Below are 20923 nucleotides of genomic sequence, written 5' to 3'. Positions count from 1 at the left end.
ACAGGCATATTATGCGCAGGTTTTTACTGTACTTCCTGCTGTTCTGTGGCCTTCTGACAGGCCACTCAGCCGTAGTACATGCAAAATCACCCTTCAAGCAGAAAAGTCTCTGCTTCGAACGCCTGTTTGACCATGAAAAAATAGAGATCCGCTGTATCGATAGCGAAGACCTCGGTATCGAAGAACCCGAAGACGTACCAGTTTTCCTGCGCGTCACCAAAGTACCACGTAAAAAAAGATATTATCTAAATAGCCCTTCACAGTCTTCAAGTTATACGACCCGCTTCACCCAACTGGAGCATAACCTGGAGTTTTACATACCTGTACAACAGAATAAGACCGGCGTCTACCAGCAACAAAGCGCGTTTCTGCCAGCCTATTATAGTTTTCTGTCCAGGTATACCCCCTTCTGATCTGAATAGTTTTACCTATTTCTCTTCGTCACCCGTTTTTTACAAATAACATGCAGCCGTCAACAGCTGACAATCATCTTTTTGCTTGTCGGCTGATGCTGTATGTATTTCAACATGACGGACCACCCGCAAGTGGTCCTGTAAAACTATTCACTCCTATCATGCGAACGTACAGGAACATATATATATTAGCTATCAGCGCTGCCCTCGGTGGTTGTATCACCAAAGGCGAGAACGTGAACAATGAATCAACATTAAATACCTACCCGGTCCTGCAACTGTCACTCTGTGATACCGTTCTTCACAAAAATTACGTGGCAGATATCGAAGCCGTACGTAATGTGGAAATACGTGCCCGTGTTAACGGCTTCCTGAACAAGATCTATGTGGATGAAGGACAACATGTCCAACAGGGACAGTTGCTCTTCACCCTCAACGATGAGGAATACCGCTCCGAACTCGCAAAAGCCAAAGCTGCACTCAGCAGCGCCATCGCAGAAGCAAAAGGCGCTCAGCTGGAAGTAGAACGTGTGCAATTACTGGTGGAGAAAAAAGTAATCGCCAAAAGCGAACTGGAAGTAGCGAAAGCAAGACTCGCTGCCGTCGATGCCCGCATCGATGAAGCCCGTTCCTCTGAGGCCAATGCCGCTACAAGATTATCCTACACGATCATCCGTGCTCCTTTTGACGGATATATAGACAGGATACCATCAAAATCCGGTAGTCTGATCGGAGAAGGCGCACTACTCACTTCTGTATCTGATATCAAAGAAGTATATGCTTACTTCAATGTCTCCGAAACAGAATACCTGCAGCATACCCGTGCCAATAAAGGACAGGAGCATCCTGTAGTGCACCTGGTGCTGGCAGATGGTAGCGACTATCCATATACAGGCAAGGTAGAAACAATTGAAAGCGAATTCGAAGAAACAACCGGCTCCATCGCTTTCAGGGCCAGATTCCCAAATCCACAGTCCTTACTGAAACACGGCGCCAGCGGAAAGGTACAGCTGAGCAATGAAATGAGCGATGCTATGCTCCTCCCGCAAAAAGCCGTATTTGAAATGCAGGACAAAAACTATGTATTCATCCTGGATAAATCCAACCAGGTAAAAATGAAAAACTTCGTACCGGGCGCAAGACTGGCCAACTGTTACATCGTACAGTCAGGTCTGAGTGCCGGCGACAGGGTTGTCTATGAAGGTGTACGCAACCTGCGCGATGGTATGAAGATCAATCCTGCTGCTATCACACTCGACAGCATTAAAGCACTGTAAAAAAACAGCCGCGCTACCAGGCAACATATATCCGGTATCCTACCGATACCGGTATGTGACAGGCCAGCGTATTTGCTGCTGACGACTGCTTTGCGGATACCGGACTTTTCAGTCCGGCACTATTTTTCATTTTTTATTACACCGTTTTATGTTCGATACTTTTATCAAACGACCAGTATTGTCGCTCGTGATCTCATTGATCATCGTACTGCTTGGATTACTGGCGTTATTTACATTACCCGTTACACAATTCCCTGACATCGTTCCTCCTTCCGTAACGGTGACCGCCAAATATACCGGCGCAAATGCTGAAGTGTGCGCCAAAGCCGTGGCTACCCCACTGGAACGCGCCATTAATGGTGTGCCGGGTATGACATATATGTCTTCTGTTTCCAGTAACAACGGTATCACACTTATACAGGTCTTCTTCAATGTAGGTACTGACCCCGATCAGGCGGCAGTAAACGTACAGAACCGTGTAGCCACCATCATCGATGAACTGCCGGAAGAAGTGATCAAGGCAGGTGTGACCACGGAAAAAGAAGTGAACAGTATGCTGCTTTACCTCAATGTAATGAGTGAAGACAGTACGCTCAATGAACAGTTCATCTACAACTTTGCAGACATCAACGTACTCCAGGAACTGAAAAGGATCGATGGTGTTGGCTTCGCAGAGATCATGGGTGCAAAGGAATATGCCATGCGCGTATGGCTCAAACCTGACCGTATGCTGGCCTATAATCTTTCTGCGGATGAAGTGATCGTAGGGATCCGCAAACAGAACATTGAAGCCGCTCCTGGCAAAACGGGTGAAAGCGCAGATAATGATCCACAGGTACTACAATATGTACTCCGCTATACCGGTAAATTCTTTGACCCCGCACAATACGAAAATATTATCCTCAGAGCAAATCCGGATGGTTCCGTGTTAAAGCTGAAAGACGTGGCAGACGTCACTTTCGGCGCACTCAGCTACGGCATGGTTTCTAAAACAGATGGTAAGCCATCTGCTTCTATCATGCTGAAACAACGTCCCGGCTCCAATGCACAGGAAGTGATCGCCAACGTGAAAACACGTATGGCTGAACTGCAGACCAGCTCCTTCCCTCCCGGTATGAGCTATAACTTCAACTACGACGTATCCCGCTTCCTGGACGCTTCTATTCATGAAGTATTGAGAACATTGATAGAGGCATTCATCCTCGTGTTTATAGTGGTATACCTCTTCCTGCAGGACTTCCGTTCTACACTGATCCCCGCACTGGCCGTGCCGGTAGCCCTGATCGGTACCCTTTGTTTTATGCAGATGCTTGGCTTCTCCATCAACCTGCTGACATTATTCGCACTGGTACTCGCGATCGGTATTGTCGTCGATAATGCGATCGTAGTGGTGGAAGCTGTGCACGTAAAAATGCAGGAAACACACCTTCCACCATTAGAAGCCACACTGGCAGCCATGAGAGAGATCAGCGGCGCCATCGTAGCCATCACCCTGGTAATGTCCGCGGTATTTATACCCGTGGCATTCCTTTCTGGTCCGGTAGGTGTATTTTATCGGCAGTTCTCACTCACACTTGCTATTGCGATCGTGATATCGGGTATCAATGCGGTTACGTTAACACCCGCACTGTGTGCCATTATGTTACGTCACAACCATGATGCAGGTAAGAAGAAAAGTCTGCTGCAACGCTTCTTTGATAAATTCAACTTCGGATATAATAAAACAGAACGCAGCTATTCAAAACTGGTCGGTTATATAGCTGGCAGAAGGATGATCACGTTTGTGCTGATGATCGTCTTCTTTATAGCTACCTGGGGCGCCAGCGCCATTCTGCCAGGTGGATTCATTCCTTCAGAAGATCAGGGGATGATCTATGTAAACGTAACAACGCCTGCCGGAGCTACCGTTTCCCGTACAGAAGCAGTACTCGATCAGGTGCAACAGATCGCTGCGCGTCTGCCGGAAGGAGAATCTGTATCTACCCTGGCGGGATTTAGTCTGGTGAATGATGTAGCAGGTGCTTCCTACGGCATGGGTATGATCAACCTGAAACCCTGGGAAGAGCGCAAACGCTCTGTGAAAGAGATCATTGCGGCACTGGAAAAAGAGACACGGAACATCGGTGATGCAAGTATTGAATTCTTCCCGCCTCCTACCGTACCTGGTTTTGGTAACTCAAGTGGTTTTGAATTGCGTGTGCTGGACCGTAGTGGTAGTGGTGATCTGCGACAAACAGCTGATGTTACCAATAACTTCATCACCGAACTGAAGAAACGTAAGGAAATAGGGAGTGCATTTACCAGCTTTGACCCTGATTTCCCACAGTATATGATCCATGTGGACCAGGCGATGGCAGCGAAGAAAGGCGTGAGTATAGAGAATGCCATGTCTACCCTGCAAACGCTGCTGGGTAGTTTCTACGCCTCCAACTTCATCCGTTTCGGACAAATGTATAAAGTGATGGTACAGGCCTCTCCCCGTTACCGTACGAAACCGGAAGATGTGATGCACCTGTATGTAAAGAATGATGCAGGAGAAATGGTGCCGTTTTCCAACTTTATCCGCATGGAAAGAGTGTATGGTCCGGAACAGCTGACCCGCTATAATATGTACACCGCTGCGATGATCAATGGTGACGCAGCTCCGGGCTTCAGTAGTGGTGATGCGATCAAGGCAATTGAAGAAGTAGCCGCCAAATCGCTGCCACGTGGCTTTGCCTTTGAATGGAGCGGTATGACGAGAGAACAGATCTTATCAGGTAACCAGGCCGTCTATGTCTTTGCACTCTGTCTGTTATTCGTATACCTGTTGCTGGCGGCACAGTATGAAAGTTTCCTCTTGCCTTTACCCGTGATCCTTTCTCTTCCTGCTGGTATATTCGGGGCCTTTATCACATTGAAAATGGCCGGACTGGAAAACAATATCTACGCGCAGGTAGCGCTGGTCATGCTGATAGGACTGTTGGGTAAAAATGCCATTCTGATCGTGGAGTTTGCGATCCTGCGCACCAAACAGGGACTCTCTGTACTTGAAGCAGCCAAGGAAGGGGCGGTATCCCGTTTACGGCCGATCCTGATGACCTCTTTTGCATTCATTGCAGGTCTGATACCATTGTGTGTGGCAAGTGGCGCAGGCGCAATGGGTAACCGTTCTATCGGTACAGCAGCTGCTGGTGGTATGTTGATCGGAACAGTGTTCGGCGTACTGATCATCCCGGGATTATATGTGCTGTTTGCCTCCATCGGCAGTAAAAAGAAAATCAGACCACAGGCGCCCAAGCATGCAGCAGGCGCATTAACAGTGTTATTGATAGCGGGTGTGCTGACAGGCTGCTATACGCCTTCCAAAGTGAATTTCCCTGACGCACCGCAGACACCGCACGCATTCAACAATCCGGTGAATGACAGCAACAAAGTGGCGACTGCCGACAGCATTACGATTGCCTCCTTATCTTATAAGCAGTTCTTTACCGATCCCCTGCTGCAACAATTACTCGATACAGCGCTGCGCAATAACACCGACATGCTGATCGCAACACAGCGGATGGAAACAGCCCGCGCCCAGCTGATGGCTGCCCGCCGTGCCTGGACACCGGAAGTGAATGCAGTCGTGAGTGCTGGCGTAGATCGCTGGGGTGATTATACACTGAACGGTGTGGGTAACTACGATACGAACCTTTCACCGAATATTGACGATAAACAAAGAATACCCGGACCTACACCTGATTACTTTGTGGGACTACGCAGCTCCTGGGAAATAGATCTCTGGGGAAAAATGCGTAGCCGTAAAAAGGCCGCCATGCTGAGGTTCATGTCCAGCGAACAGGGACGTCAGCTGATTGGTACACAGCTGATCTCCCAGGTAGCCGGCATGTATTATCAGCTGATGGTACTGGATTATGAGCAACAGGTGATCCTGCGAAATATCGCTTTGCAGGAGTCCGCACTGGCCACCGTACAGATACAGCAGGAGGCAGGTCGTGCGACCTTACTCGCAGTACAGCAGTTCAATGCACAATTACTCAATACCCGTAGCATGTCCCTGGGACTCCGGCAACAGACGCTGGAACTGGAGAATCAGCTCAATGCCCTGCTGGGGCGTTTCCCGCAAAGTATCAAACGCGATTCTGCCCTGCTGACAATGCCATTACCACCGTTTGCACAAACCGGTGTTCCGGCAGGTATGCTGGCACTCAGACCAGACATTCAACAGGCGGCCCTCGAACTGGAAGCCGCCAAAGCTGACATTCATGCGGCGAAAGCATCTTTCCTCCCATCGCTGAATATTACGCCTTACCTGGGCCTGAATTCCTTTAATGCAGGTACGCTGTTCAATACGCCTGCTTCTGTGGCTTATGGGGTGCTGGGTGGCTTGTCAGCACCATTGCTGAACAGGCAGCAACTGCGTTCACAGTATAATATCACCACAGCAGCAGGTATGTCTGCCTTTTATGACTACAGACAGCGCGTGATCAATGGCTACCAGGAAGTGATATCAGCACTGGGCAAGATCCAGAACGGTCAGGAAGCCTATACGCTGAAAGAAGCAGAAGTAGAAATGCTGAAGAACGGTGTTTCCACAGCTAATGTCCTTTACGCCACAGGTTATGCCAATTACCTCGAGGTGATCACTGCACAGAAAAGCGTACTGGAAGCAGAACTGGCACTGGCTGGTAATAAAAAAGAATTATTGTTGGGGACTATTACCCTGTACAGAGCCCTGGGCGGGGGAAAACAATAATAACCAGGGATTTATACAATAAATAACTGTACGCGGATGCGCGGATATACGGATATCAAAAGGAGATATTCGTACATTCGCGCATCCGCATTTTACAAGGACAGCAGTGTGGCGGAACGATTTTTGAGGTATCCCTATAGCCAATTATATTAAATAAGAATGATATTAATTGTAGATGATAAGCCGGAAAACATCTTATCCCTGAGAAAAGTCCTGGAATTGCATGATTTTGAAGTGGATACGGCGTCTTCCGGTGAAGAAGCATTAAAGAAGATACTTAGGAATAACTACGCGCTCATCATACTGGATGTACAGATGCCCAGTATGGACGGCTTTGAAGTTGCAGAAACCATTTCCGGCTACAGTAAAGCAAAGGATGTACCTATCCTTTTCCTGTCCGCAGTCAATAAAGACAAAAAGTTTATTGCCAAAGGTTACGCCTCCGGCGGATTGGACTATATTACCAAACCCGTCGACCCGGATATCCTGCTGATGAAGGTGAAAACCTTTATCCGTCTATACGAGCAAAACCGGCAATTACAGGTAATGCACGCCTCTCTTCAACAGGAAGTAGAAGTGCGTAAACGTGCGCAGGCAGCCCTGAATGCCAAGGTGCAGGAGCAGCATTCCATTCTCGAATCATTACCTCAGGTAGCCTTTACGGCCCGGGCGGATGGTGCGGTAGAATATGCGAACCGCTTCTGGTTCCATTACTCCCCTTCTCTCGGACAATTCCCTGTCACATACGATCACGAACAGTCGCCCATCTCTGTATGGGAGCATGCGATCAAAGCAGGACTGCCACTGGAGAAGGAAGTCTATCTCCATCACCGGCTCCACAACCATTTCCGTTGCCACCTGCTCAGGGCGATCCCCCTGGAAGAAGATGGTCAGATCGTGAAATGGGTAGGTACCTTTACAGATATTGCCCATCAGAAACAGGCCAACGAAATACTGGAACAAAGGGTCATAGAACGTACGCACGAACTACAGGAGATGAACCAGGCCCTGGAAGCCAGTAACCACGAGTTGCAGCAGTTTGCTTCCGTCGCTTCTCATGACCTGAAAGAGCCCCTGCGTAAAATACAGTTGTTCGGCACTATTCTGCGTGACCGGCATATCGGTACCAATCCGGACGCCATGCAGTATATGGAACGCATTGTCAGTTCTTCAGAACGTATGACGAGGCTGATCAACGACCTGCTGCGCTATTCCAGACTTTCTGCCGACGTGTCCTTTGAACCGGTGAACATCAACGTCATCATCAAAGAAATACTGGCGGACCTGGAACTCTCTGTGCGGGATGCCTGTGCAGAGATCACGGCCAACGAGTTTCCGGTATTGGAAGCCGTACCGGGACAGATCAGACAGGCCTTACAGAACATCATCAGTAATGCTTTGAAGTTCAGTCGTGAGGGAGTAGCACCCTGTATCCGGATCCATGCAGAACGGGTGGAAGAAAAAGAATTTGACAGTCAGCCTGCTGAAGAAGGGGCCTATTGCCGGATCACCATCAGTGATAATGGTATCGGATTTAACGAGCTATATCTACCGAAGATCTTTACGCTGTTTCAGCGGCTGCATAGTCATGAGGTGTATGAAGGAACGGGTATCGGACTGGCCATCGCGAAGAAAGTAGTGGAAAGACATCAGGGCATCATTGGCGCCAGCAGTAAGGAAAATGAAGGGGCGACGTTTATCATCGTGTTACCGTTGGAACAACGGCAGATGGTCAGCTAACGCTTAACGGAGGGCTTTTACAAAGGCCACCAGTTCACGGATATTTAAGACTTTATCTACCGGGACATTGTTCATCGCATGCCGGGGCATAAAAGCCACTTCTGCGTTGGCAGGATCCTGTACGGCCGTAAAGCCTCCCAGATCATGAACAGCCTGCAAACCTTCAGAACCATCCATATTAGCACCTGACAGGAGGATGCAATATAAACGGGCAGCAAATACCTCTGCTGCCGACATAAAGGTAACGTCAATACTCGGACGGCTATAATGTACCTTTTCCGAGGCATCCAGCGTAAGTGAGCCATCAGGCTCTATCAGTAAATGATAATCTGAAGGCGCCACATAGATACATCCCGGCATCAGCACATCCTTCTCTTCCGCATCTTTTACAGGCAATACCGTTTTGGCCGACAGCAATTCTGTCAACAACGTATCGTTATCATTCTTACGATGTAATACGATGATCATTGCCAGCGGCCATTGCGATTCCAGTTCCGGCAACAGCTGCAACAGCACATCAAGACTCCCTGCTGAGCCACCTATCACCAGTAGTTTGGGAAGAGCCGTCATGTCGAAATTTTTCTCCAGATCTTTTCTTTGTTTGCAAATGGTTTGAATAATGGGGCTACCGTGGTAAAGCGGAGCGTTTCTTTAGCGCCTAATGCCATGAATCCCAGTTGTTCCAGACTATCGCTAAAAAGATGTAATACTTTATCCTGCAATTCCTTATTAAAATAGATCAGTACATTCCGGCAGATGATCAGCTGAAACTCGTTGAAGGAGTGGTCTGTCACGAGGTTATGCGCCGCAAAAATGATCTTCTCACGTAACCTGTCAGTGAACTTCGCGTATTCGTAATTGGCGGCATAGTAAGCCGAAAATTCCTGCTGTCCGCCGGAAGCCAGGTAGTTCTGCGAATACTGCTGCATATGCTGCAAAGGGAAGATTCCCTTACGGGCCTTCTCCAGTACGCTTTCATTGATATCCGTAGCATAAATAACAGATTTATGCAACAGGTTCAGTTCATCGAGCAGGATCGCCATGGAATAGACCTCCTCTCCTGTTGAGCAACCTGCATGCCATATCCTGATCAGCGGATAAGTAGCCAGCACCGGCAGCACCTGTTTACGGAGGATCTCAAAGAAATGAGGGTCCCTGAACATTTCTGTTACATTGACCGTGATCTGTTCCATGAGATAGATAAGATATTCGGGGTCTGATTTCACCCTGTAGCGGAACTCGGCAAAACTGGGGAATCTGTCTGCACTATACACACGCTGCAACCTGCGTTTTACTGAGGCGAATGAATAATCTGTAAAATCATATCCATACTGCTCCAGCAAGTCATTTAACAGTACTAAAACATCCTCATCCTTCAAATGGCGTAGGCTATCCATCATTGCGTAGTCGTTCTGTTTTGCCGCTGTAAGTTCGCAAAGTTTTCTGGCATTTCAATAATCGTATATGGTTATAGCCTCATATTGCAGTATAAAGTAAGGCGTATAGCCATTAACGACCTGTTAACCTAATTCCCACATCCAACTTTTTCAACAATACGTATATATAATGAAATTTTACTATCTTTAGTTTATCTTATTGTCAATGTGATTCTTTAGAGTAACTATTCCGTATCAGGTCAATGCCAACTTATGCCAATTAACTTTACCAGGGGTCGTATTGTAGCGGCCTTATTGCTGGCAGGTATCACTGTCAGTGCTTTTCGTTCTCCAGCCGATAAAGGCAGAATGCGCCTGCGTGGCATCACCACTGCTACCGATAGAACCGTTATTTCCTATAATGAGGATAAAACGGTAGCTGAACTGCTTACCACCTATAAGACAGAAGAAGGGAGTTATACCACGACCCGTATACCGGTGTATAAAAACGGGCGCCTTGTAAAGACATTTGTTACAGATGATGAATCCTCACATGCGCCTACCCTCTTTGCCTCCTATGACTATTCAGAGAAAGGGAATATCCGGAGGATCATTTATTACCTGGATGGACTGGTACATAGCTATGACTCACTGGTGTATAATGGTAGCGGACAAATCACTGCCCGTTATTTCTTTAATGATACACAGGATGGACTCGCCTTTGAAAATAATAGTTGTCAGTTCTACACCTGGGATATAAAAGGGAATATCGTCAGCGTGGATAATATGGGACGCGTGAATAAAAAACTGCCTTTTACAAAGGCGTCTACAACCACTTACACATATGACGATCACCCGAATGCACAGCATAGCATTCCGGTACTGCCTTACCTGGTGGACATTGCAGCAGTCAATCTTTCTGCGAATAATATCATAACAGAGACCATCACACCTGTTACGGGCAGTAACAATATTGTGAACCAATATAAATATGCTTACAATGAAGAAGCCTACCCGAAGCAGATCACAACGACTTATGCGGAGGCAGGCGAAACAGTGGTGACAGAACTGGAGTGGAGCTGGTAATGGTCAACGCGCAATAAAAGAACACCCGACGGGCGAAAGCCTGCCGGGTGTTCTCATTTTAAATCCCTTTGTATGCACGGTATTGATTACTGTGGATACAGGATCTGTGTTGCCAGAACGTCACCAGCGGTGAAGCCGTTCCAGTTCAACACAAAAGAGTTCATTACAGAATTCGCATCAACACTAGGCGTACCAGAGATGAAGATACCCTGGTTCTGGTTAGTGTGATAGAAACCGATCGTGTGACCCAGTTCGTGAGTGATAGCGAACAGTTTCTGGCTGGCAGGCAGACTGTTGTAGTTACTGTTGATCTCAACGCTTACACCCGGACGGCTGTTAGAGCCTGGCAGGTAAGCACGTGCGATCCAGTTGGCAGATTCAAAGCCCATGAAAACTCTTGTGTCAGAGTTAGCCTGTGAGGTCACGATAGACATACCCAGTCTGGTACCATTAACAGCATTCCAGTTGTTAACAGCACCCTGGATAGCAGTTCTCCAGGCAGTAGGTACAGCCGGATCAATGTACAGTCTTACATTGGAGTTGTAGGCATTACTGATAATGTAAGTACCTCTCCAGTGTTCAGTACCTGCGATACCGCTTGTTTTGTCTTCGTTAGCTGCACGTTTGGCCAGTTCAGCTTTTGTAATGAGTACATCGCCGTCGATGATGTAGGTGTCACCTTTCAGCTCGATGTTCTCTTTCTGGAAACCTAACCTTTCCAGGTAACTTACCAGTTTGTCTTCAGCTGGCTTAGCTTCTGTTGCGATCTTGTCTTTGCTACATGCAAAGAGGAACATTGACAATGCGAGGAAAAGAAAATGAATTTGACGCACATAGATTGACTGGGTTTTCTTTTTCATACTTAAGTGGTTTTTATTTGAGGGTAAAAAAAGAGCTCGCTGACAGATAAATTCAATTTACAATAAAAATGGAATGCAAAAACAAATATTACTATCACTGCTAAACGTAAACAAAGCAAATGTGCAGCGGCTAAAAGCAAGACAGGGCAAGCCTTTGAGGCCTGCCCTGCTGCGGAGATGTTGCGGCATCAGTGTCTGTTAATTAGCACCCTGCTGCTCTTTTATAAATGCATTTAATTTCTTCCCGCTTCCCGCAATCCAGACAATATCACCCTCCAGCAAGTGCATTCCCGACTCCGGATTTAAGATCCTTCTTCCCTGTCTTTCCACGCCCAGTACGATTCCGCGGGTGCGTTCACGTATACCGAGTTCACGTATAGTCTTGTTGGAAAGACGTGATTGTTTACCTATCAGGAATTGCCGCAAAGCGATCGGATCCGTATCCTGCGGCTGTGCATCGGCATCTACTGAGAGTGGTTCGAGAAAACTGTTGAACTTTTCCAGTTGTTCATCGGTGCCAATTCCCGTGATAATATCGCCAGGAAACAGTCTTTCATATTTATCCGGTGCATAGATCTTCTGTCCACTTCTGTTGATTAACGCAATGTTTATCCCGAAGTTTTCACGTAAAGCTAATTCGAGCAAAGTCTTACCTGCTACCGGCGATAAAGGACGTATCTCTGCCACAGCAAGATGCGCATGCCAGGGAGCGAGCACATACTTATTAATGTTGCCGACTTTAGCTTCGCGTGCATTGAAATTGGAAAAGAAACGTTCTTCAATCGTAGTATAAAACGTCTGGATCTTATGTCTTAACACAAGGATCAAAGCAATGATACCCGCTGTCACCAGTACGGCTATTGAATACGAGAAGAAGCGATCTATAAAGAAACCGATCAGGAACACAGCCAGTATCATTCTGGAAAAACGTACCAGCAATAACGGTCCACGATACTTCTTCTGCTCCCATATATTGGAAGACGCCTGACTACTGATATTCCGCAATGCCAGTGCCCATAGAAAAGGCATCAGCAATATCAGTGTGATCAATGCACTGGCTATACGCCCCCAGTTATAACCGTTGAACTTGACATTGATAAATGGCAGCAGGTAATAATATGACAGCAATGTGATTGCCAGGATCACTACGGCATAGATCGTCATATTCACCACATAGGAACGCAACAGCTGTTTCCAGTCACTGACTACAGAAATTGTCTGTGTAGCTGCGCTATAACGGTTGAGGGAAGTCTTCCAGCGATGTGGTAATACCCCTGCAAGCTTCTCGTAAAACGGCGCCGACAAACGTATCATATAAGGCGTGGTGAATGTTGTCACCGCCGATACGGCTACCGCTACCGGATACAGGAAATCACTCGTTACTTTTAAAGACAGACCCAGCTGTGCAATAATGAATGAGAACTCCCCTATCTGCGCAAGACTCATACCTGCCTGTACAGACGTTTTTAAAGGCTGACCTGAAAGCAATGCCCCTATACAGGTGCTGAGGGTTTTACCTGCCAGTGTCACCAGCGTAATAATCGCCACGGGAAGGGCATATTTGATCAGCATGGCCGGATCGATCAACATACCCACCGAGACAAAGAAAATGGCCCCAAAGAGCTCTTTTACCGGTTTAATGAGATGTTCTATCTTTTCCGCCTGTGTTGTTTCGGCAAGAATAGACCCCATGATGAATGCACCCAATGCCGGAGAGAAACCTGCCTGTGTAGCCAGTACGACCATCAGCAGACAAAGTCCTATAGCCGTCACCAGCAGGGTCTCTTCATTCATCAGCTTTTTTGTTTTACGCAGCAGTGTCGGGATGAAAAAGATACCCGTTATAAACCAGGCAATGAGAAAAAAGACAAGTTTGATAACAGAGGTGAGCATTTCTCCACCGGCAAACTGCTGACTGACAGCCAGGGTGGATAATAATACCAGCAGCACGATGGCTACCAGATCTTCCACGACGAGGATACCGAAGACAAGGCCGGCAAATTGTTGTCCTTTGATACCCAGTTCTTCGAATGCCCGTATGATGATGGTAGTAGATGATATAGATAATATTCCTCCGAGGAAGATGCTGTCCATGGAGGACCATCCCATCAGCTGACCGACAAGATATCCCAGGAGCAGCATAAACACGACTTCTACGATCGCGGTAATAGAGGAGGAACCGCCGACTTTGATCAGTTTCTTAAAACTGAATTCCAGTCCGAGGCTAAACAGCAGGAAGATCACACCGATCTCCGACCATATTTTGATATTCGCCTCATCGGAGACTGTCGGCACGAGGGATACGTGTTGTCCCACCAGGAGTCCGGCCACAATATATCCAAGCACGAGCGGCTGCTTCAGTTTTTTGAAGATCAGTGTTGTGATAGCAGCAGCAATTAAGATCAAAGCCAGGTCGGCAATCAGCGGTGGTAAATGTATCATTCGTAAGATCCGGTTTAGTGAGTTGAGACAATTGAATAACGCCAAAGTCCCTGCCGATGTTAAAACGGTAGGGATGGCAATAAAACAGTGTAAAGTCAATTACTTACCAGAAAATATGCTGGGGGAAAATAAGCGATCGAATGATAGTGTGCAGATCGGGCAATAAGCGTGCTGCCTGCACTTTACAGGTAAATAGTGTGATCCGTGTAAGAAAAAGCGTCCTGCCAGATCCCGTACCTTCACGGGTGTCTGTTTTAAGGGATACGATAAAAGACTGATGGGAGGTCGTGCACACCGTGTCAGGGAGTCTGGATTCCCCGTTATGGTTAAACTGGTGGTCACATGACAGTACTTTCAGATATGGCTGGACAGAAGCGGCTGTTATAACATCTTTACGGCATTCTGTCATTGCTGCGCTGACCTTTAGTCCGCAGCAAAACAGTATAATGGAAAGACACAGATAAAAAAGATTCCGCATGCGGACAAAGATATCGTTTTATCCTTATCCCCGTACTTTATCGAGCAGATCGCTGAGTACAGCAGCTTCAGCCGCTGTGATCCTGTCTGCCAGGTCATCATAAAAGGTATCCATCAATACATCTACGTCTGACAGCAGTTTCAGACCCTGCGGCGTAATGTTGATGTCCATTTTTCGTCTGTTATGCGGGCAAAGGCGGCGCTGTACATACTCCAGCTTTTCGAGTTTATCCAGCAAACGGGTCACGTCACTGGCTTTATCGAGCATGACGTCTTTGATATCACCGGCTGACACAGGCTCCGGATGGCGTCCCTTGATGATGCGCAGGGCATTGTAATGCTGCGGCAACAATCCGTGTTCTTTCAGGTTGGCTCCAAGGGCGTCACGTAGCCAGTTACCTGTGAACAACAGGTTTACTACGATCTTGTGATAGTCGTCCTTGAACTTCCGCTGATTAATAGCTTGTTCAATCTTCATGGCCCAAAGATAATAAATATGGGTGTTGCAACATATTTGCTTTAATGTATTCTTTTAACAGACTGTGGATATTTTAAATAAGCAGTGATCACTATATTTGTATACCACCATATTCCTGATTACAGATACCTTCCTTTTATACCATCTGCAATTTAAATTGTCTATGAATATCTTATCTACGCCATGGCCATGGTATGTTGCTGGTCCGCTGATAGGGCTTACCGTTCCCCTGCTGTTATTGCTGGGCAACCGCCATTTCGGTATTTCAGCCAATCTGCGGCATATCTGTGCAGCATGTCTGCCAGGTAAAATTCCTTTCTTTTCCTATGACTGGAAAAAAGAGTCGTGGAATCTGTTCTTTGCCGCCGGTATTGTGATCGGTGGTTTTATAGCGGTCACCTTCCTGGCTGGCCCCACGCCTTCCACGATCGCTCCGCAACTGGAGACTGAGTTACAGCGCTATGGTCTCTCTTATCAGGGTTCCCTCCTGCCAGCGGATCTTTTTAACTGGCCGGCACTGCTCACCATAAGGGGATTGATCCTGATGGTTGCCGGTGGCTTCCTGGTAGGTTTCGGTACCCGTTACGCTGGTGGCTGTACCTCTGGGCATGCCATCATGGGCCTCTCAAACCTGCAATGGCCCTCTCTGGTAGCCACCTGTTGCTTTATGGCCGGTGGTTTTATCATGGCCAATCTGATTCTTCCTTTCATCCTCCAACTGTAAACTTGTAATAATGTCTTTATCCAATATAGATACCGACTTTGAAGTAGTAAGTACGCCCACCACGACCAACCCTGCTACGAAAAAAGCACCCTGGTGGTCTCAGCTGCAATTCCTGGCAGCGGGTATATTTTTCGGGATTATCCTGATCAAATCAGAGGTCATGTCCTGGTACCGGATACAGGAAATGTTCCGCTTACAGTCCTTTCATATGTATGGGGTCATTGGTTCCGCGGTCGTAACAGGGATCATTTCAGTACTGATCATTAAGAAGACAGGGGCTAAAACACTGTATGGCGAACCAATCACCTTTCAACCCAAATCCTTTAATAAAGGCCAGATCTTCGGCGGACTGCTCTTCGGATTTGGCTGGGCATTGACAGGCGCTTGTCCGGGACCTTTGTTTGCGCAGATAGGAGCCGGATTCTCTGTGGTGATCGTCACGCTATTTAGTGCGATCCTGGGTACCTGGGTATATGGTAAGCTGCGGGACCGTCTGCCCCATTAGCAGTCCCCAGAAGTCAATGAAGCTGGCTGACCTGCTTCGCTAAATGCTGCACCTGGCAGTACCTGACCATCATGGTGAGCTTTTTTCCCTGCGGAGGGGCCATCTCATGAACAAGGTTCGCAGGGGTAAGGCCGGTGTCATTACGACTGTAGACACATTGACGAAGTATGCAGTAGTGGGGAAGATCCTGGTTGTCATGCATATTGCAGCAGGTTCCACGACCGAAGCGATCAGACAGGCCATGTCAGGGATAACCAATTGATTAACTTATCAATACACATTATCGGGACCGATTGCTTCTTTCAACTACTTTACTACCGTTCCCAGCAGGACACTTTCCAATAGAAATTACTTGTTCTAACAAGTTTAAAATTGACACTTTTCAATACAGACAAGCAAAAGGAGAGATCAAACGATTACAAAGATGTTAATTTTTGGTTAACGGAAGGCTAAATCATGCGTTAACCAGATAAAATATAGCCTTTACCAAAATGCAGTTGGAGGCTGACGGCTCTCTATTATCTTTGGTATAGGTTTTTCATAGGATATGGTTAAAAAATTTAGGGCGGTATTCTTACCGCCCTTTTCCTTTTCTACTTCTTTCCGTTTATATGCTATAGTTTAGCGTTATATTAAAAGTTACTATCGGGATGACATACGCACTCATTACAGGGGCCAGTAAAGGTATTGGTCTGTCTATGGCACACACCCTCGCTTCCAGGAAATATAATTTACTCTTGATCGCCCGTTCGGAGCAGGAACTGACTGCTGCCGCTGATGAATTGCGTAATAAATGGCAGGTGGAAGTCGTCTGGCTGGCCATTGATCTTTCCTCCCCTGACGCTGCCGCCCGTGTTGCTACATGGGCGGGTGGGTATGCTGTTTCTATCCTGATCAACAATGCCGGTTATGGTGTATGGGGCAACTTTGCCGACCGCTCTTTATCTGAGCATGAGCAGATGATCCAGGTGAATGCCGGGACACCGATAGCGCTTTGTCATCACCTGCTCCCTGTCTTGCGTCAACAGTCGCAGGCTTATATCCTGAATGTCTCCAGTACGGCTGCTTATCAGGCGGTAGCGACCCTGACGTTGTATGCGGCAACGAAGTCGTTTATGCTATTGTTTTCAAGGGGGTTGAGGCGGGAGCTGAAAAATAGTAATGTGTCGGTGACGTGTTTGTGTCCGGGGCCGGTGAAGACGAATTTTATTGATCGGGCGGGGATGCAGGCGATCAAGGAGACGGCGGATAAATATGGCATGCTGGCGGATGATGTGGCGGAGATTGCCATTAAAGGGATGTTCAGGAAGAAAGCGGAGATTATTCCCGGGGCGGTGAATGTGGTGACGGCGTTTATGACGCGGATAGTGCCGAAGGCGATCGTAGAGGCAGTGGCTGCGAATTTGTATAAGACTAAGTAAACTATATTCTATCCCGTTTGATTTTATAGTAGATACTGCCAGTTCATATTATGACTATGTTCCTTTTTTAATGTACCTGGGTGCTGGTGGCAATTTCCTTTTTGGGGTTGAGGCTTTCGGGCGGCGTCAGATTTGCAGATGGGATGACGGGCTGACGCCCTCCACGCGTTCATTGTATGGGCGGTGGGATGGCAGTTAGGCGGGGAATGTTGATTTGACTACTGGTGCATACCTGGGCGATGCGTGAAGGGCTAAGGCCCTTCATCTCCATCTGCAAACCTGACTGCTTCGCAGGAAGAGGCGGATTTGATTTAGGGAGGTAAGGGTGTGAGTTTAAAAATGTAGTGACTTCATGGACAGGCAGCTTCGATTATCCCCAAAAGAATGTGCTACTCTGCTAATGTGATTTTATCAGCCAATATTCAAAAAATAAAGACGAACCTTGTGCAGATTCGTCTTACTGATATGAAAGAAAGCAAATGTATTTGAATGCTTGTGTAGTGTACCTGGCCTTGTCAACTGCCTCATTCCGTACGACAGTTTCCTACTAATTCCCTGGCTGCCTCATTCGCTGTTTATACCATATCATTTTATACCGCTATATAACGTTACAAATGATTTCCTGACTTCTATAACAGCTGTGACTTTTATGACAGCTATGGCTTCCATGCCTGCTATCACTTCAGAATAACGCCAGCCAGTCTCTGATACAACAAGGTCGGACTATTCTCATGTTTAGGCTCATATTTTCCAGCAATGATAGGCACATAGATCACGCGTCTGCGACTTGCTTCTCCTACCACATTTGATTGGGCGACACGATGCCAGAGACGACCGTCATGCACTGTAAGGTCACCGGCATTTGGTGTGATGGCCAGTTCGTTTTTATCGGCTTTATGACCTACAAAATATTTCTTTCTGAACAGCATACTAAAGATGTTCTGTTTATGAGTGCCCGGAATGATGCGCAGTCCGCCGTTTTCCGGACGAAGATTACTCAGGTGGATACCGACATTCAGCATGGGATTCAATTTTCCATGGAGGAAAATATCACGTAAACCGTCTGTATGCCAACCCATTTTAGTAAAGGTGCTCTCCGGACCATTAACATAGTGATTCAATACCATGCCGTCCTTTTCATTTTCTCCCAAACGGGCACCGGGACCTATTAACTGTAAGAGTGCTTGTAAGCGGTTGTCCTTCAGCAGGTCTGAGAGAACACGTGTATGCTGATTGATGAAAGCAAATCGTTGTACTATTGGCTGACCATCCAGGTCTTTACCATATTTTACTGGTACTCCATTAACTTTCTCTACATTTCCGGAAATCCATCTTTGCTGCACGTCTTCTGATGCACTAACGATTTCCTGTACCTGTTCAGGCGTTAGAAAATTAGAGAAATGGATATAACCGTTTTCTTCAAAAAATGATTGTTGCTCCCCGGTAAGCACATTACCGAGTGTGAATGTTTGATAAGCGACAGACATAGATGCGTAGGTTTAATAAGTGTTCAGCTGTAAGTAAGCTTTAAATTAAAATCTGAATGCAAATAGAAAGTGAGACTCACCTCCCATCAGTAGAAAAACGATGGGATATAGATAATTCAGCAACAACAATAAGGGCACCTTTTGCTTATAGGTAAGCAGGAAGTCATTAAGTGATATGTGCCTGACTGGGGATGCATTATTAGTCTACTAGTTTTGTAGGGTAAAGATAACCGGTATTTTATTATTGAACAAAAAAATTATCAGAAACAGGCAGGAAAATCAGAAAAGATTGATTAAGAGACAAAAGAAGACAGCAGCACAATAAAGCAGGAAGAAGCACCTATAATAATAGCACTTAAGAAGAGAAAAAACATTGATCAGGGAAGTCTATATCTCCTCCTGCCGAGAGGTTTGCAGATGGAGATGAAGGGCCTTAGCCCTTGACGCACCGCCCAGCCCATGCCCCAGAAGCATCATCAACATCCCCCAGCCCAATCCCCCCTCCCACGCCCCATAGCGAACGCGGAGAGGGCGTCAGCCCGCAATCCCATCTGAAACCGGCCAGGCCCATAAAACGCCTATCCTCCCTTCCCCCTCTCTATAACAGCAAAAACGCATAAAGAGCGTCAGTCTGGAATATATAACAGAAACATCACCCCTTCACCTGCTTCGCCTCAAACCGCCTCCTATTCTCCTTTATCGCCTCCATATTCTCCTGCCCCCAACTCGTCAGCTGCTGTATGTGCGGCACCAAACTCCTCCCCAACTCAGACAATGTATACTCCACCCGCGGCGGTATCTCCGGAAAAAACTGCCTTATCACCAAACCATCCGACTCCAAAGACCGCAACGTCACCGTCAGCATCTTCTGCGAAATATCCCCGATCGTCTGCGCAATCTCACTAAACCGCAATTTCCCCTCATGTGACAACAACTCTATCACCAGAATCGACCACTTATCGCCAAACCTATCCAGCACCTGCCGTATCGGACAATCCCCCACACACATTTTTCCTTCACTATTTCTTATCATAACAATTTGATTTTCACGATCGTTACTAAAAGGTAAGTAAGTTGCTGCCGCGAAACGTTATTGTTTAACATGCGTCCGCCTACTACCTTTGTCGAGCTTTCCAAAAGAAAGTAACTCTCTTATAAGAGTAAAATTATCATAAATATTTAAAGAAATGAGAAATTGAAAATAGTGTAATACCTTAACCTAGTTTAAGATTTCTGCAACGATATATGTTGAAACATATATTCTCAATAAAAAGACCTAATTTTAATTTTCTAAACAAGAGCAAACATGAAAAAAATCACAATCATCGCCGCATCTTTATTGGCATTTTCCGCAACAACATTTGCACAAACTAAATGGTCTGTAGATAAAGCACACGCAAGACTGGGTTACACCATCTCCCACATGACCCTGTCTGAAAGTGAAGGTAATTTCAAATCTTACACTGCTGACATCACCGCTTCTAAAGCTGATTTCTCTGACGCCGCTTTCAACATCAGCATCGATGTAGCTAGTCTGAACACAGAAAACGAAATGCGTGACAAACACCTGAAAAGTGCAGATTTCTTTGATGCAGAAAAATATCCTACCATCACTTTCAAAAGCACTTCCTTCAAGAAAACAAGTGGTAACCAGTACAAACTGGTTGGTGATCTGACTTTCCACGGTGTAACTAAACAGGTAATGCTGAACGCAGTTTACAACGGTACGCAGGAAAATCCACAGAGCAAGAAACTGGTTGCTGGTTTCACTATCACCGGTTCCTTCAAACGTAAAGATTTCGGTTTCGCGACAGAAGCTCCTGCTACTATGCTGGGTGAAGACGTTAAGCTGAGAGCGAGCGGTGAATTCGTAAAAGAATAATTTAACTTACGGCA

Annotated in this window: 18 protein-coding genes; 10 read left to right on the top strand and 8 right to left on the bottom strand. The window is 46.6% G+C overall.

Annotated elements, in window-relative coordinates:
- Nucleotides 1–11 precede the first annotated feature (11 nt).
- The 4 genes from BMZ72_RS30895 to BMZ72_RS30880 all read left to right on the top strand — a co-directional run bounded on the left by BMZ72_RS30895 (nucleotide 12) and on the right by BMZ72_RS30880 (nucleotide 8171).
- Nucleotides 12–413, top strand: coding sequence for a hypothetical protein (locus BMZ72_RS30895; RefSeq protein ID WP_089814425.1), 402 nt, complete (start codon nucleotides 12–14; stop codon nucleotides 411–413).
- 161 nt (nucleotides 414–574) lie between these two features.
- Nucleotides 575–1690, top strand: coding sequence for an efflux RND transporter periplasmic adaptor subunit (locus BMZ72_RS30890; protein ID WP_089814961.1), 1116 nt, complete (start codon nucleotides 575–577; stop codon nucleotides 1688–1690).
- Between the two features lie 148 nt (nucleotides 1691–1838).
- Nucleotides 1839–6431 carry an efflux RND transporter permease subunit gene (locus BMZ72_RS30885; protein ID WP_089814422.1) on the top strand — a complete coding sequence of 1531 codons (4593 nt, stop codon included), beginning with the start codon at nucleotides 1839–1841 and terminating at the stop codon, nucleotides 6429–6431.
- 159 nt (nucleotides 6432–6590) lie between these two features.
- Complete coding sequence (locus tag BMZ72_RS30880; RefSeq protein WP_089814420.1) at nucleotides 6591–8171, top strand: hybrid sensor histidine kinase/response regulator; 1581 nt, start codon at nucleotides 6591–6593, stop codon at nucleotides 8169–8171.
- Nucleotides 8172–8174: 3 nt separating this feature from the next.
- Here BMZ72_RS30880 and BMZ72_RS30875 read toward each other — a convergent pair whose 3' ends face one another.
- On the bottom strand, nucleotides 8175–8741 hold the full coding sequence (locus BMZ72_RS30875) for a chemotaxis protein CheB (protein ID WP_089814418.1): 567 nt from the start codon (nucleotides 8739–8741) through the stop codon (nucleotides 8175–8177).
- Nucleotides 8738–9571 carry a CheR family methyltransferase gene (locus BMZ72_RS30870; RefSeq protein WP_012790979.1) on the bottom strand — a complete coding sequence of 278 codons (834 nt, stop codon included), beginning with the start codon at nucleotides 9569–9571 and terminating at the stop codon, nucleotides 8738–8740. Before BMZ72_RS30870 ends, BMZ72_RS30875 begins: the two co-directional genes overlap by 4 nt.
- Before the next feature lie 249 nt (nucleotides 9572–9820).
- Between BMZ72_RS30870 and BMZ72_RS30865 the strand changes: the two genes are divergently transcribed.
- Nucleotides 9821–10633 carry a hypothetical protein gene (locus BMZ72_RS30865; protein WP_089814416.1) on the top strand — a complete coding sequence of 271 codons (813 nt, stop codon included), beginning with the start codon at nucleotides 9821–9823 and terminating at the stop codon, nucleotides 10631–10633.
- Nucleotides 10634–10719: 86 nt separating this feature from the next.
- On the opposite strand, the gene BMZ72_RS30860 is transcribed toward BMZ72_RS30865, so the two are convergent.
- From BMZ72_RS30860 to BMZ72_RS30850, 4 genes are all read right to left on the bottom strand, one after another.
- Entirely contained in the window at nucleotides 10720–11493 is a 774-nt protein-coding gene (locus tag BMZ72_RS30860; RefSeq protein WP_089814414.1) for a M57 family metalloprotease, read from the bottom strand.
- Nucleotides 11494–11691: 198 nt separating this feature from the next.
- Nucleotides 11692–13935: a monovalent cation:proton antiporter family protein gene (locus BMZ72_RS30855; RefSeq protein WP_089814412.1), complete on the bottom strand. Its 2244-nt coding sequence runs from the start codon at nucleotides 13933–13935 to the stop codon at nucleotides 11692–11694.
- Between the two features lie 103 nt (nucleotides 13936–14038).
- Nucleotides 14039–14413, bottom strand: a complete 375-nt coding sequence (locus tag BMZ72_RS36430) for a hypothetical protein (protein ID WP_143087830.1) — start codon at nucleotides 14411–14413, stop codon at nucleotides 14039–14041.
- A 24-nt stretch (nucleotides 14414–14437) separates the two neighbouring features.
- A complete protein-coding gene (locus tag BMZ72_RS30850) occupies nucleotides 14438–14890 on the bottom strand; it encodes a MarR family winged helix-turn-helix transcriptional regulator (RefSeq protein WP_089814410.1) in 453 nt (150 codons plus the stop codon).
- A 163-nt stretch (nucleotides 14891–15053) separates the two neighbouring features.
- On the opposite strand from BMZ72_RS30850, the gene BMZ72_RS30845 reads away from it, so the two are divergent.
- The 4 genes from BMZ72_RS30845 (at nucleotide 15054) to BMZ72_RS30830 (ending at nucleotide 17540) form a co-directional block, all read left to right on the top strand.
- Nucleotides 15054–15614, top strand: coding sequence for a YeeE/YedE family protein (locus BMZ72_RS30845; RefSeq protein ID WP_089814958.1), 561 nt, complete (start codon nucleotides 15054–15056; stop codon nucleotides 15612–15614).
- 10 nt (nucleotides 15615–15624) lie between these two features.
- A complete protein-coding gene (locus BMZ72_RS30840; protein ID WP_089814408.1) occupies nucleotides 15625–16119 on the top strand; it encodes a DUF6691 family protein in 495 nt (164 codons plus the stop codon).
- A 106-nt stretch (nucleotides 16120–16225) separates the two neighbouring features.
- Nucleotides 16226–16381, top strand: a complete 156-nt coding sequence (locus tag BMZ72_RS30835) for a hypothetical protein (protein ID WP_218155305.1) — start codon at nucleotides 16226–16228, stop codon at nucleotides 16379–16381.
- A 388-nt stretch (nucleotides 16382–16769) separates the two neighbouring features.
- Complete coding sequence (locus tag BMZ72_RS30830; RefSeq protein ID WP_089814404.1) at nucleotides 16770–17540, top strand: SDR family NAD(P)-dependent oxidoreductase; 771 nt, start codon at nucleotides 16770–16772, stop codon at nucleotides 17538–17540.
- A gap of 677 nt (nucleotides 17541–18217) precedes the next feature.
- On the opposite strand, the gene BMZ72_RS30825 is transcribed toward BMZ72_RS30830, so the two are convergent.
- Nucleotides 18218–19027 (bottom strand): phytanoyl-CoA dioxygenase family protein, encoded by an 810-nt coding sequence (locus tag BMZ72_RS30825; protein ID WP_089814402.1) that lies wholly within the window; start codon nucleotides 19025–19027, stop codon nucleotides 18218–18220.
- 652 nt (nucleotides 19028–19679) lie between these two features.
- A complete protein-coding gene (locus BMZ72_RS30820) occupies nucleotides 19680–20060 on the bottom strand; it encodes a winged helix-turn-helix transcriptional regulator (protein WP_089814400.1) in 381 nt (126 codons plus the stop codon).
- Between the two features lie 273 nt (nucleotides 20061–20333).
- Between BMZ72_RS30820 and BMZ72_RS30815 the strand changes: the two genes are divergently transcribed.
- Entirely contained in the window at nucleotides 20334–20909 is a 576-nt protein-coding gene (locus BMZ72_RS30815; RefSeq protein WP_089814398.1) for a YceI family protein, read from the top strand.
- Nucleotides 20910–20923: the final 14 nt, after the last annotated feature.

The organism is Chitinophaga sp. YR627 (genome assembly GCF_900114995.1).
Taxonomy (GTDB): Bacteria; Bacteroidota; Bacteroidia; order Chitinophagales; family Chitinophagaceae; genus Chitinophaga.
This window is presented reverse-complemented; position numbering and strand designations above follow the sequence as displayed.

Coding starts and splice junctions, on each gene's coding strand:
- BMZ72_RS30840 (WP_089814408.1), top strand. CDS start 15,625: ATGTCTTTATCCAATATAGATACCGACTTTGAAGTAGTAAGTACGCCC.
- BMZ72_RS30890 (WP_089814961.1), top strand. CDS start 575: ATGCGAACGTACAGGAACATATATATATTAGCTATCAGCGCTGCCCTC.
- BMZ72_RS30850 (WP_089814410.1), bottom strand. CDS start 14,890: ATGAAGATTGAACAAGCTATTAATCAGCGGAAGTTCAAGGACGACTAT.
- BMZ72_RS30895 (WP_089814425.1), top strand. CDS start 12: ATGCGCAGGTTTTTACTGTACTTCCTGCTGTTCTGTGGCCTTCTGACA.
- BMZ72_RS30855 (WP_089814412.1), bottom strand. CDS start 13,935: ATGATACATTTACCACCGCTGATTGCCGACCTGGCTTTGATCTTAATT.
- BMZ72_RS30830 (WP_089814404.1), top strand. CDS start 16,770: ATGACATACGCACTCATTACAGGGGCCAGTAAAGGTATTGGTCTGTCT.
- BMZ72_RS30845 (WP_089814958.1), top strand. CDS start 15,054: ATGAATATCTTATCTACGCCATGGCCATGGTATGTTGCTGGTCCGCTG.
- BMZ72_RS30875 (WP_089814418.1), bottom strand. CDS start 8,741: ATGACGGCTCTTCCCAAACTACTGGTGATAGGTGGCTCAGCAGGGAGT.
- BMZ72_RS36430 (WP_143087830.1), bottom strand. CDS start 14,413: ATGCGGAATCTTTTTTATCTGTGTCTTTCCATTATACTGTTTTGCTGC.
- BMZ72_RS30860 (WP_089814414.1), bottom strand. CDS start 11,493: ATGAAAAAGAAAACCCAGTCAATCTATGTGCGTCAAATTCATTTTCTT.
- BMZ72_RS30835 (WP_218155305.1), top strand. CDS start 16,226: ATGAACAAGGTTCGCAGGGGTAAGGCCGGTGTCATTACGACTGTAGAC.
- BMZ72_RS30885 (WP_089814422.1), top strand. CDS start 1,839: ATGTTCGATACTTTTATCAAACGACCAGTATTGTCGCTCGTGATCTCA.
- BMZ72_RS30870 (WP_012790979.1), bottom strand. CDS start 9,571: ATGATGGATAGCCTACGCCATTTGAAGGATGAGGATGTTTTAGTACTG.
- BMZ72_RS30865 (WP_089814416.1), top strand. CDS start 9,821: ATGCCAATTAACTTTACCAGGGGTCGTATTGTAGCGGCCTTATTGCTG.
- BMZ72_RS30815 (WP_089814398.1), top strand. CDS start 20,334: ATGAAAAAAATCACAATCATCGCCGCATCTTTATTGGCATTTTCCGCA.
- BMZ72_RS30880 (WP_089814420.1), top strand. CDS start 6,591: ATGATATTAATTGTAGATGATAAGCCGGAAAACATCTTATCCCTGAGA.
- BMZ72_RS30820 (WP_089814400.1), bottom strand. CDS start 20,060: ATGATAAGAAATAGTGAAGGAAAAATGTGTGTGGGGGATTGTCCGATA.
- BMZ72_RS30825 (WP_089814402.1), bottom strand. CDS start 19,027: ATGTCTGTCGCTTATCAAACATTCACACTCGGTAATGTGCTTACCGGG.